Below are 11,688 nucleotides of genomic sequence, written 5' to 3'. Positions count from 1 at the left end.
CGGGGGTAAGAGACCGTTCCGGAAGGGGAAATCCGGCGTGCCGCCAGCGGGATGCCGCGTCGTTCACTCGGCGGAAACGACGAAGGCGCCGCGTGGGCGCCTTCGGGCGATGCCGGAGCCGCGTCAGCCGCGACGCAGGCGGCTGTGCCGGTAGCCGTAGAGGAAGTAGATCAGGAAGCCGACGGCGGTCCAGACGATCATCAGGAACCAGTTGTGCGCGGTCATCGTCGACAGCAGCGCGAGGCAGCTGAGGATGCCGGCGCCGCAGATCAGCCACGCCGCCGGGATGCGGAACGGTCGCGGCAGGTCGGGCTGCGTGCGACGCAGGATCAGCACGCCGCCGCAGACCGCGGCGAAGGCGATCAGCGTGCCCATCGAGGTGAGTTCGCCCAGCACGTCCAGCGGGAACAGCGCCGCCAGCAGCGCGATGCCGATGCCCGTGATCACCGTGTTGATGTGCGGCGTGCGGTATTCGGGATGGATCTTGGTGAACACCGGCGGCAGCAGGCCGTCGCGCGCGATGATCATGAAGATGCGCGGCTGACCGATGATCATCACCAGCACCACCGACGACAGGCCGATCAGTGCACCGATCTCGACCACGACGCGCAACCAGCCCAGCTCGGGATGCGCGGCCACGGCGGTGACGACGGGTTCGTCGGTGCCCAGCAGGTTGAACGGTACCAGTCCGGTCATGACCGCGGCCATCGCGATGTACAGCACCGTGCAGATGGCGAGCGAGGCGAGCATGCCGATGGGCAGGTCGCGCTGCGGCTTGTGCGATTCCTGCGCCGCGACGGAGACGGCCTCGAACCCGATGTAGGCGAAGAACACCATCGACGCCCCGCGCAACACGCCTTCCCAGCCGTATTTGCCCGGCCCTTCGTTCGCGGGGATGAAGGGGTGCCAGTAGTCGGGGTTCACGTACTTCCAGCCGACGAAGATCACCAGCAGGATCAGGCCGGTCTTCAGCACGACCATCGCCATGTTCATCGCCGAGGACTTGCGGATGCCGACATAGCACAGCCACGTCAGCAGCAGCACGATGGCCGCGGCGGGAAGGTTTGCGATCGCGCCGGTCGGCCGCAGCTGGCCGTCGAGCGGCGCGCTGACGAGTTCCCTCGGCAAGGTGATGTCGAAGTGTTGCAACAGGCTGAGGAAGTAGCCCGTCCAGCTGACCGCGACCGCGGATGCGGACACGCCGTATTCGAGCACCAGCATCCAGCCGATGAACCACGCCGCCAGTTCGCCCAGCGTCGCGTAGGTGTAGGTGTAGGCACTGCCGGAGACCGGCACCATCGAGGCGAACTCGGCGTAGGCGAGGGCGCAGAAGGTGCAGCAGATCGCCGCGAGGACGAAGGACAGCATGATCGCCGGGCCGGCGTGGTTCGCCGCGGCCTGGCCGGTGATGACGAAGATGCCGCCGCCGATGACCGCGCCGATGCCCAGCGCCGTCAGGCCCCACGGCCCGAGCGTGCGGTGGAGGCTCAGCCCTTCGGCCTCGGCGTGAGCGGCATGGGGATGCTTGGTCGCCCAGAGTTGTTGAAACATCGTGATTCCCGAAGCCGACGCATGCGATGGCCGGCGAAATGTGGAGCCGAAAGGAACGAGGCCGGCGGGAATGCCGCCGGCCTCGTGATCGCATCAGGGATCAGCGCGCAGCCTTGCGCACCTTGCTGTTGCGGTAGCCGTAGAAGAAGTAGATCAGCATGCCGATGGCCGTCCAGCCGGTCATCAGGTGCCAATGCTCCGAGAAGGGCTGCCAGAAGAGGTACAGACACGCCGCCATGCCCAGCGGGCATACGATCCACACGGCCGGCACGCGGAACGGACGCACCAGGTCGGGACGCTTGTAGCGCAGCACCAGTACGCCAACGCACACGGTGGCGAAGGCGAGCAGCGTGCCCATCGAGACCAGATCGCCCAGCAGGCCGATCGGCAGGAAGCCGGCCAGCAGGCAGGCGAACACGCCGACGATGATCGTGCCGACATACGGGGTCTGGAACTTCGGATGGACCTTGGCGAAGACCTTCGGCAGCAGGCCGTCCTTCGCCATCGAGTAGAAGATGCGCGGCTGGCCCATCAGCATGACCAGGATGACCGAGCTGAGGCCGGCGATGGCGCCGATTTCGACGATCTTCTTCAGCCACAACAGCGACGGATACGCTTCCAGCGCGGTGGCGACCGGCTTCGGCGTGGACAGCTCGTAGTACGGCAGCAGGCCGGTCAGCACCAGCGCGACGACGATGTAGATGATCGTGCAGATGACCAGCGAACCCAGGATGCCGATGGGCATGTCGCGCTGCGGATTCTTTGCTTCACCGGCGGCCGTGGAGACCGCGTCGAAGCCGATGTAGGCGAAGAACACGGTGGCAGCGCCGCGGATGATGCCCTGCGGTCCGTAGTGGCCGACGCCGTTGGCATCGATGATGCGGTCGGGAACGAAGGGATGCCAATGCGCCGTGTTGACGTACTGGGCGGCGAAGGCGATGAACATCACGATGACGATGACTTTAATCGCGACGATGACCGAGTTCACCATCGCCGACTGCGTGATGCCGACGTAGCACAGGCCGCTGAGCGCTGCGACGATGGCGACCGCTGGCAGGTTGATCAGCCCGCCGGTGTAGACGATCGAACCGTCCACGACGTTGAGCGGCGCCGCTGCGAGCGCTGTCGGCAATGCGAGGCCGATATCGCCCAGGAAGCTGTTGAGGTACCCCGACCAGCCCACCGCGACGGTGGAGGCGGCGAACATGTACTCCAGCACGAGGTTCCAGCCGATGAACCAGGCGACGAACTCGCCCAGCGTCGCGTAGGAATAGGAATAGGCGCTGCCCGAAACCGGGAGCATCGCCGCGAACTCCGCGTAGCACAGGCCCGCGAGGGCGCAGGCGAAGCCGGCGATGATGAAGCTGATGACGATGGCCGGGCCGGCGTGTTCGGCGGCGGCATGGCCGGAGAGGACGAAGATACCCGCGCCGATCACGGCGCCGATGCCCAGCATGACCAGTTGCGTTGCGGTGAGCGACCGCTTGAGCGTGGCCTCGCCCTGGAGGCTGCCCTCGACGGGCTCACCGGCGTCGACGTGCCCGGCAGGCTCGACCGGCTTGGTGAGGAACAGGTTCTTGAACATCGAATTCCCCTGGGAATGGAAGATCTGCGCCCGTTCAGGCGGGCGATGAAGCGTATGGCCGTGGGGGGCGGGCCACCATAACCCACGCGGGAAAGTACCGGCAAGCGCGCGAGGTCACGGTGGGAACCGCCGGGAAACAGCCCTCGCGCCACGGTGTCGCGAGGGCTTGGAGGGGCATCAGAACACCATGTTCACCGCGATCTGCGGAGCGAAGATCGCCGCGGCATTCCGGCCATCCAGCGAGACCTGCGCGCCGGCGATGACGCCGACCTTGTCGCTGAGGTTGTATTCCACCGCCGGTGCCAACGACACGCGCCAGGACATCGGAAGCTCCGTGTCGTAGGCCGAACGCACGCCATCCGACGAGGTCACGATGCCACGCACGTGCGCGCCGCGATCCTGTTCGTAGATGACGTCGGTGGCGACGACCCATTCGGGGTTGAAGCTGTACTCCAGGCCGATCGATGCGTGCGACGCCGCGTGCAGTTCGGCCTGCCCGCGGAAACCCTCCGGCGTGCCGTAACCGCTGTCGCCGTCGAGCGACGCGTGCCGGCCCGGCAGGCGCCAGCCCGCGCTGAAGCGGCCGCGCAGGTTGCGGTCGGCGAGGAAGTACGCCTGGCCGGAGAGCGACAGCTGCGTGGTCGCCGCCCCGGTGCCGGTGGCTTCGGCGAGGCCGTGTCGATGCAGGCGATCGGCCTGGCCGCTCGGGATGTTCTGCTTGATCGTGGCCGTCAGCGACGAGTTGTGCTTCTCGCCGCTCGCCAGCAGGTAACCGGCCGACACGCTCGTGTCGCCGAGTTCCCACTTGCGACCGCCGGAGACGGTGCTCGCGTCGTTCGCGGAGAAGGTGGCGCCGACGCCGAGGCGATCGGTGAGGCCGTAGCCCATCGGCACGACGAGCGCCCATCCGTCCGGTACGCCGTCGACGTGGTGGCGGTCGCCGTGTTCGTCGTACACGCCGTGGACCTGCGTGTTGATGAGGTAGGGCTCGACGTTCGCCAGGCCCTTGGGCAGCGGCGGGCCGCCGGTGGCCAGCGGCCCGGTGAAGCGGACGTCCGGTTCGGCGGACACGCCGGTATCGGCGTGGGCCGACACGGCGAGCAGGCCCAGCGCCAGACCGGCGACGGTCGAAAGTGCGTGCGCGGGGGCGGCGCGGTGCGAAGTGGAACGAAGTACTGCCATGTGGGCCTTCTTGCGTTGATGAACACCGAAGAAGTTGCCGACTGGCGTCGCGCTGCGGCATCGGACGATTCCGAAAATCGTCATCCTCTCGTTGCGACGACATGCAAGCGGCAATTGGCAGGCATCGCGCGCCGGGAAATGACACCGAAGTACACTGGCGCGCCCGACGGACAGGCATCGCCCTTGGACACTTCCGCATCGTCTTCGCAGATCGCCTCGCTGCGCGACGCGCTGGTTTCGTATGCGCGGCGCTGGCCCGAAGAGGAGGCGGTCGCGCGTTCGTTCGCGGCGTTCCTCGACCAGGCGCCGACGGTGTTCGAGCGCATCCACCTGGAAGGGCACTTCACCGCGTCGTCGTGGCTGGTCGATCGCAGCGGCACGCGCGCGCTGCTCACGCATCACCGCAAGCTCGAGCGATGGCTGCAGCTCGGCGGTCACGCCGACGGGGATCGCGACCTGGCCGCCGTCGCGTTACGCGAGGCGGAAGAAGAGTCCGGGCTGACGGACCTGCACGTGGAGCCGGAGATCTTCGATCTGGATCGCCACTGGATCCCCGAGCGCGGCGACGTCCCCGGCCACTGGCACTGGGACGTGCGTTACGTGGTGCACGCGCAGGGCAGCGAAGACTATGTCGTCAGCGAGGAATCGCACGATCTCGCGTGGCGTCCGGTCGACGAGATCCTCGCCGATCCGTCCAGCGATGAATCGATGCGGCGCATGGCAGGAAAGTGGAAGGCGCGGTCGCAACCGCGCTGATCCGCGCTTTGTAGCCCGGGTAAGCGAAGCGCACCCGGGCATGCAACGATCGCGTTCGGATTCGCCGTGATGGGAGCAGGTCGAAACGGTCGCAGGCCGCATCGCATCATTCCAGCGAAAGCCGGAATTTTTTTGATCCGCGTGTTCGCACATCGGGAAACACAGTGCAGCGTTGCGCGGCACTAACGTCCCATCGATCCGGCTTCGTTGCCCCTCACCCCAACCCCTCTCCCGACGGGAGAGGGGCTCAGGCTCCGCCGAGCGGTGCTTTCAATACAAACGCCTCAATACAGGACGCGCGTCCGCAGCGTTCCCGCGATGCGCGCCAGTTCCTCGCGCACCTGCGCGGCCTGTTCCTGCGTGGCGGTGACGTCGATGACGACGTAGCCCACCTTCGGGTGCGTGCGCAGGAACTGGCCGTCGATGTTCACGCCCAGTCGCGAGAACACGTCGTTCACCTGCGACAGCACGCCCGGCACGTTGCGGTGGATGTGCAGCAGGCGCGTGCTGCCGGTGTGTTCGGGCAGCGTCACTTCGGGAAAGTTCACCGCCGATAGCGTCGAACCGTTGTCGCTGTAGCGGATCAGCTTGGCCGCCACTTCCAGTCCGATGTTTTCCTGCGCTTCCAGCGTGCTGCCGCCGATGTGCGGCGTGAGGATCACGTTGTCCAGGCCGATCAGCGGCGAGACGAACGGGTCGGCATTGCCCTGCGGCTCGACCGGGAACACATCGATGGCCGCGCCGCCGATGGCGCCGGATGCAAGCGCACCCGCCAGCGATTCGATATCCACCACGGTGCCGCGCGAGGCGTTGATCAGGTGCGCACCCGGCTTCATCTTCGTGACCTGCGCCGCGCCGAACATGCCCTGCGTCGCCGGCGTTTCCGGCACGTGCAGCGTCACGATGTCGCTGCGTTCGAGCAGGTCGTCCAGGCCCAGCGCCATGCGCGCGTTGCCGAGCGCCAGCTTGGTTTCGATGTCGTGGAAGATCACCTGCATGCCGAGCGCCTCGGCGATCACGCCGACCTGCGTGCCGATGTGGCCGTAGCCGACGATGCCCAGCGTCTTGCCGCGCACCTCGTGGCTGCCGGCGGCGGATTTGGACCACCCGCCGCGATGGCACTGCGCGCTCTTCTGCGGGATGCCGCGCATCAGCATGATCGCCTCGGCGACCACCAGTTCGGCGACGCTGCGCGTGTTGGAGTAGGGCGCGTTGAACACCGGGATGCCGGCCAGTTCGGCGGCGTCCAGGTCGATCTGGTTGGTCCCGATGCAGAACGCGCCGATCGCCATCAGGCGGCGCGCGTGCGACAGCACCTCGGCGGTCAGCTGCGTGCGCGAGCGGATGCCCACGATGTGCGCCTGCGCGATCTCCTGCTGCAGCAGGTCGGCCGGCAACGATTTGTCGTAGAGCTGGATGTTCGAATAGCCGGCGTTGCGGAAGCTTTCCACGGCGGTCGGCGCGACGCCTTCGAGCAGCAGCACGCGGATGTCGGACTTCGGGAACGAGGTCGTCGGGCTCACGACGGTATCGGGTGTGGGCGGGCCTTGGACTATGTCAGAAATCCGACCCGGTTGCTGCGCTGCATCACTGGACGGCGGCGCGCGGCCGGTGGCAGGCTGGGGCTCCCGTCCGGCCGCCGTCGCGCCTCCCGCCCATGACCGATCCGCGTCCCCTCGATGCCCGCCTGGAACGCCTGCAGACGCAGGTGCCGGGATTGCGGCTGACCACCGATCCGGCCGATGCCGAGCACTACGGCCGCGACTGGACGCGCCGCTGGACGCCCGCCCCGCTGGCCGTCGCACTGCCGGGCTCGGTGGACGAGGTCGCGGCGATCATGCGCTGGGCCGTCGAGGAAGACGTCGCCATCGTGCCGTCGGGCGGACGCACCGGGTTGTCGGGCGGCGCGGTGGCCGCGAACGGCGAGCTCGTGCTCAGCCTGGAACGGATGAACCGCGTGCTCGATTTCGACCTCGTGGATCGCACGCTCACCGTGCAGGCCGGCATCGCGCTGGAGGCGGTGCACAACGCGGCGCGCGAACACGGGCTGGTGTATCCGGTGGATTTCGCCGCCCGCGGTTCGTGTTCCATCGGCGGCAACATCGCGACCAACGCCGGCGGCATCCGCGTGATCCGCTACGGCAACACGCGCGAGTGGATCGCCGGGCTCAAGGTCGTGACCGGCAACGGCGACGTGCTCGAGCTCAATCGCGCGCTGATCAAGAACTCCAGCGGTTACGACCTGCGCCAGCTGATGATCGGTTCCGAGGGCACGCTCGGCATCGTGGTCGAGGCGACGCTGCGGCTGACCGATCCGCCGCCGCCGACCAACGTCATGCTGCTGGCGCTGCCGTCGTTCGAGATGCTGATGCAGGTGTTCGCCGCATTCCGCGAGCGCCTGACGCTGGAGGCGTTCGAGTTCTTCACCGACCGCGCGCTGCGCCACGTGCTCGCGCATGGCGCGCAGAAGCCGTTCGACGAGGTGCATCCGTTCTACGTGGTCACCGAGTTCGCGGTCGGCGACGAGGCGGAGGACGCCGCGGCGATGGCGGCGTTCGAATACTGCCTGGAGAACGGGCTGGTCAGCGACGGCGTGATCAGCCAGAGCGACGCGCAGGCCGCGCAGCTGTGGCGCCTGCGCGAAGGCATCACCGAAAGCCTGGCGAAGTACAAGCCGTACAAGAACGACGTGTCGGTGCGGATCTCGGCCATGCCGGCGTTCCTGGCCGAAACGCAGGCGCTGCTGGCGCGCGAGTACCCGCAGTTCGAGGTGGTCTGGTTCGGCCACATCGGCGACGGCAACCTGCACATCAACGTGCTCAAGCCGGACGATGCGGACTACGCCGTGTTCGTTGACCAGTGCGAACACGTGACGCAGCTGCTGTCCGATGCCCTGGCTCGCCATGGGGGCAGCATCTCGGCCGAGCACGGCATCGGCCTGGTGAAGAAGCCCTATCTGCTGGGCACGCGTTCCGCCGCGGAAATCGAGGCGATGCGCGGGATCAAGCGCGTGCTCGATCCGAAGGGGCTGCTGAATCCGGGGAAGGTATTCGACGCCTGATTGCGTGTTGACGCGTTTGTAGCCCGGGTAAGCGAAGCGCACCCGGGGCTTCTCGCCTCAGACGTTCCCCGGGTGCGGCCTTTGGCCTTACCCGGGCTACAAGAGCGCAGTCGGGATGACGGCCAACCGTGCCCGCCCGACAAGTGAACGCCCCGCGGATGCGAGGTGCCGCGCACCGATTTTCGGCCCGTAACCCGTTACCCTTCGCACGCCGGCCGCGATGCGGCCTTCCAACGAACCGGGAAATCCTGATGAAGCGTTCCGCCCTGCTGCTTGCTCTCGCCCTGATGGCCGCCACGCCGGCCGCCTTCGCCTCCAGTTTCGCCGGTACGTCGGCGGGCTCGTCCGCCGGCGGCAGCTCGGCGTCCAGCGGCGCCAGCTCCGATTCGAGCTCCGGCAAGGACGACAAGGTGGTGCAGGCCGCGCGCGAGGACGCCGCCAGCTTCGTCGCCAGCAACGGCGCGATCCGCGGCGCGCAGCTGGAAGCGGCGCTGCATCATCTGCGCGAGCAGGTGCCGCAGGCGCGCGAGGCCAGCGATCTCGAACTGGCGCAGGCCATCCTCGCGCAGTGAATGCAGTGACCGGCCGCCGCGGAACCTTTCGCGGCGGCCTCGTTTCGCTCGTGCTGGCGACGGTGGCGTGGAGCGGCGGCGCCCACGCATCGCTGAACCTCGATCCGACCGGTCTGTCGCCGCAGGAACGCCTCGCCACGCAGGGGCTTCTGGATGAGGCACAGGCGCGATTGCCGGCGCGCATGCGTGCGTTGGCCGATCGCGACATCGCCGTCCGCTGGGACGCGCTGGATGCCGACGTGCATGGCCACGCCGGCCGGGCGGAACTGCAGCTCAACCGCGGACTGCTCGCCCCGATGGTGGCCGGCGATGCGGCGGCGCACCGGGCGGCGCTCGCGGCGATGCTTCACGAACTCGCGCATTTCCACGACCGCATCGACGGCGTGTCGCGCGATCCGCGCTTCCTCGACCTCGCCGGCTGGCAGGTGCGCGCGACGCGCTTCAACACGCGCGTGGCCGGGCGCGTGCGCGAGAACCGCTTCGTCGAGCGCAGCCCCGATCCGTACGAGCTGACCCGGCCGTCGGAGTATTTCGCCGTCAACGTCGAGCACTACCTGCTCGATCCGCAATACGCCTGCCGCCGCCCGGCCATGCAGCGGTATCTGGAAGAACGGCTCGGCGCGTCGAAGGCGAGTGCGTCCTGCGCGAACGACCTGCTTTACGTCGATGCAGGCGAAGGCGAGGGCGGCGCGCTGGCGGCGATCGATCCCTCGCGCGTCTACGCCATCGAGTACCTGCTCGCGGAAGGCAATGCGCAACCGATGAGCCGATGGGGCCACAGCATGCTGCGCCTGGTGGTGTGCGCGCCGGGTCGTCCGCCCGGACCCGATTGCCGGCTCGACCTGTCGCACCATCGCGTGCTGTCGTTCCGCGCGTTCGTCGACGACGTGCGGATTTCCAGTTGGCGCGGGCTCGCCGGGCGTTATCCGTCCCGCCTGTTCGTGTTGCCGATGCAGCAGGTCGTCGACGAGTACACGAAGGTCGAACTGCGCGGCCTGCGATCGGTGCCGTTGCGGTTGTCGCGCGGGGAGATCGCCGCCGTGCTGGAACGGGCCGCGCAGCTGCACTGGAGCTACGACGGCCGCTACTACTTCCTCGGCAACAACTGCGCCGCCGAAACCTGGAAACTGCTGCACGACAGCGTGCCGCGGCTCGCGGGGCAGGGCATCGGCAGCATCACGCCCACCGGGCTGCTGCGCCGGCTGCAGAACGCCGGCGTGGCCGACGCGTCGGTGTTCGACGATCGCGACGGTGCCCTGCGCCTGGGCTACCGATTCGAATCGCAGCGCGCGTACTTCGACCAGCTCTACGCATCCGCCCGAACGGCGCTTTCGCTGCCGTCTCGCACGGTGACGCAGTGGATGGATCTCGCGCCCGAACAACGCCGGCCGTGGATCGAGCGCGCCGACCTGCGTACCAGCGCCGCGCTGCTGATCCTCGAGCAGGCGGCACAGCGGCGCACGCTCGCGCAGGTGCGCGAGACGTTGAAGAGGCGCTATCTCGCGTCGGATCGCAACGAGGGCGACGCGCCCGACGTCGTGCGTCGCCTGATGCAGGAAAGCGCGTATCTGGGCCGACCGTCGCGCCTGCTCGATGGCAGCGGTTACGGCATTCCGCAGGCCGACGAGCGCGCGGCGCTGGAGGCGCGAAGCGCCACCCTGCGTGCCGATCTGCAATCGATGCGGGCCGCACTCGAGCAGGGTGCACGCGAATGGATGGGCCCGCAGCGCCGCGAGCGCCTCGACGGCATCGCCGCCAATTCGGAACTGCTGGGCAAACGGCTGCGTGCGTTGCATGCGGAGCAGGGTGGTTTGCGGTTGCCGTAAGTCTGTCTTTCGCGCTGGCGGCGGGGCTTGCCGGGCTACGACAACATTCGCGTGAGGCTACTTGAGCCGCTTCGACATCAATCGCCGCGGGTGAAGCGTGTAGCCGCGCCGACGGTAGATCTCGCGCGCGTGCTCGTTGTCGTCGCTGACTTCCAGCCGCACGCATTCCAGTCCTGCGGCGATGCAGAGGGACTCGACTTCCTCCAGCGCACGCTTGCCGATGCCGCCGCCACGATGCGCGGGCAGCACGTACAACTCGTCGAGCAGGCCGAATCGTCCACCGAATTCCAGGCTGAAGCAGAATCCGACGACGAGATAGCCGGCGAGTTCGCCGTCGAGTTCCATCAGCACGAGCTTCCCGTTCGCTGCGTCGCCGATCAGTGCCTGCATCGCCGAACGGACGCCGGGCTCGTTCCATTCGATGCGTTCGTCCGAATGGAACTGCCGGACCACGGGCAATAGCGTCGCGAGATCAGGAAGCGTCGCGGGCCTGAAGCTCAACATGGCGCAGGCAACAGGCGATGCGCGCGGCGGCGCATCGCCCTTGCGACCTCAGTCCGCGCGACCGGCGAACTCGCCCGTCGTCGTGTTCACCAGCACGCGTTCGCCGTTGCCGATGTACTCCGGGACCATGATCTCGATGCCGGTCGACAGCTTCGCCGGCTTCGGGCGCTTGGTGGCGGTGCCGCCCTTGAGTTCCGGCGGGGTCTCGATCACTTCGATCGCCACGCTCTGCGGCAGCTGCAGCGCGACCGGCGCGTCGTCGATGATCTGCACGTAGCAGCCGGTGAGGTCGGCCACGATGTAGCCGGCCAGGTCGCCCACGACGTCGGCGTCCAGCGTGTACGGCGTGTAGTCCTCGTCGTCGAGGAACACGAACGCGTCGCCGTCCTTGTAGGAGAACGTCGCCTGGCGGCGGCTGAGTTCGACTTCCTTCAGCTCGTCTTCCGCGCCCATGCTCACGTCGAGCTTGGTGCCGCCCGGCACGCTGTACATCGTGAAGCGGAACTTGACGTTGCCGCCGCGACCCTGCGGCGAGCTGCGCTCGATGTCGCGGATCTGGTAGACCGCGTTGTTGTACTCGACAACGTTACCTTTCTTTACGTCGTAGGCTTTCATGGCTTTTTCGGGAATGGGGAATCGGGAACAGGGAAT

10 protein-coding genes are annotated in these 11,688 nt (G+C 67.7%); 4 read left to right on the top strand and 6 right to left on the bottom strand.

Going from position 1 to position 11,688, the window contains the following annotated elements; genetic code table 11:
- Window positions 1-123 precede the first annotated feature (123 nt).
- From LA521A_RS11755 to LA521A_RS11745, 3 genes are all read right to left on the bottom strand, one after another.
- Window positions 124-1,551, bottom strand: coding sequence for an amino acid permease (locus LA521A_RS11755; RefSeq protein ID WP_281779092.1), 1,428 nt, complete (start codon window positions 1,549-1,551; stop codon window positions 124-126).
- A 100-nt stretch (window positions 1,552-1,651) separates the two neighbouring features.
- Complete coding sequence (locus tag LA521A_RS11750) at window positions 1,652-3,136, bottom strand: amino acid permease (RefSeq protein WP_281779091.1); 1,485 nt, start codon at window positions 3,134-3,136, stop codon at window positions 1,652-1,654.
- Window positions 3,137-3,313: 177 nt separating this feature from the next.
- On the bottom strand, window positions 3,314-4,318 hold the full coding sequence (locus tag LA521A_RS11745) for a hypothetical protein (protein ID WP_281779090.1): 1,005 nt from the start codon (window positions 4,316-4,318) through the stop codon (window positions 3,314-3,316).
- Between the two features lie 183 nt (window positions 4,319-4,501).
- Between LA521A_RS11745 and LA521A_RS11740 the strand changes: the two genes are divergently transcribed.
- A complete protein-coding gene (locus tag LA521A_RS11740; RefSeq protein WP_281779089.1) occupies window positions 4,502-5,074 on the top strand; it encodes an NUDIX hydrolase in 573 nt (190 codons plus the stop codon).
- 284 nt (window positions 5,075-5,358) lie between these two features.
- Here LA521A_RS11740 and serA read toward each other — a convergent pair whose 3' ends face one another.
- Window positions 5,359-6,597: a phosphoglycerate dehydrogenase gene (gene serA / locus LA521A_RS11735; RefSeq protein WP_281779088.1), complete on the bottom strand. Its 1,239-nt coding sequence runs from the start codon at window positions 6,595-6,597 to the stop codon at window positions 5,359-5,361.
- 134 nt (window positions 6,598-6,731) lie between these two features.
- On the opposite strand from serA, the gene LA521A_RS11730 reads away from it, so the two are divergent.
- From LA521A_RS11730 to LA521A_RS11720, 3 genes are all read left to right on the top strand, one after another.
- Window positions 6,732-8,135 (top strand): D-2-hydroxyglutarate dehydrogenase, encoded by a 1,404-nt coding sequence (locus tag LA521A_RS11730; protein ID WP_281779087.1) that lies wholly within the window; start codon window positions 6,732-6,734, stop codon window positions 8,133-8,135.
- 251 nt (window positions 8,136-8,386) lie between these two features.
- Window positions 8,387-8,707, top strand: coding sequence for a DUF2388 domain-containing protein (locus tag LA521A_RS11725; protein WP_281779086.1), 321 nt, complete (start codon window positions 8,387-8,389; stop codon window positions 8,705-8,707).
- Window positions 8,704-10,533: a DUF7844 domain-containing protein gene (locus tag LA521A_RS11720; RefSeq protein WP_281779085.1), complete on the top strand. Its 1,830-nt coding sequence runs from the start codon at window positions 8,704-8,706 to the stop codon at window positions 10,531-10,533. Before LA521A_RS11725 ends, LA521A_RS11720 begins: the two co-directional genes overlap by 4 nt.
- 57 nt (window positions 10,534-10,590) lie before the next feature.
- On the opposite strand, the gene LA521A_RS11715 is transcribed toward LA521A_RS11720, so the two are convergent.
- Together LA521A_RS11715 and yeiP are read right to left on the bottom strand one after the other, a co-directional pair.
- Window positions 10,591-10,986, bottom strand: coding sequence for a GNAT family N-acetyltransferase (locus tag LA521A_RS11715; protein ID WP_281779084.1), 396 nt, complete (start codon window positions 10,984-10,986; stop codon window positions 10,591-10,593).
- Window positions 10,987-11,085: 99 nt separating this feature from the next.
- Window positions 11,086-11,652, bottom strand: coding sequence for an elongation factor P-like protein YeiP (gene yeiP / locus LA521A_RS11710; protein ID WP_115841783.1), 567 nt, complete (start codon window positions 11,650-11,652; stop codon window positions 11,086-11,088).
- Between the last annotated feature and the right edge of the window lie 36 nt (window positions 11,653-11,688).

The sequence above is a fragment of the Lysobacter auxotrophicus genome, from assembly GCF_027924565.1.
GTDB classification, from domain to species: Bacteria; Pseudomonadota; Gammaproteobacteria; order Xanthomonadales; family Xanthomonadaceae; genus Lysobacter_J; species Lysobacter_J auxotrophicus.
The sequence above is the reverse complement of the archived record's forward strand: the minus strand, read 5'-3'. Positions and strand labels throughout refer to the sequence as shown.

What these genes read in the sequence shown, in the direction of transcription:
- LA521A_RS11755 (WP_281779092.1), bottom strand. Translation starts at nt 1,551, where the DNA reads ATGTTTCAACAACTCTGGGCGACCAAGCATCCCCATGCCGCTCACGCC.
- LA521A_RS11750 (WP_281779091.1), bottom strand. Translation starts at nt 3,136, where the DNA reads ATGTTCAAGAACCTGTTCCTCACCAAGCCGGTCGAGCCTGCCGGGCAC.
- LA521A_RS11745 (WP_281779090.1), bottom strand. Translation starts at nt 4,318, where the DNA reads ATGGCAGTACTTCGTTCCACTTCGCACCGCGCCGCCCCCGCGCACGCA.
- LA521A_RS11730 (WP_281779087.1), top strand. Translation starts at nt 6,732, where the DNA reads ATGACCGATCCGCGTCCCCTCGATGCCCGCCTGGAACGCCTGCAGACG.
- LA521A_RS11725 (WP_281779086.1), top strand. Translation starts at nt 8,387, where the DNA reads ATGAAGCGTTCCGCCCTGCTGCTTGCTCTCGCCCTGATGGCCGCCACG.
- yeiP (WP_115841783.1), bottom strand. Translation starts at nt 11,652, where the DNA reads ATGAAAGCCTACGACGTAAAGAAAGGTAACGTTGTCGAGTACAACAAC.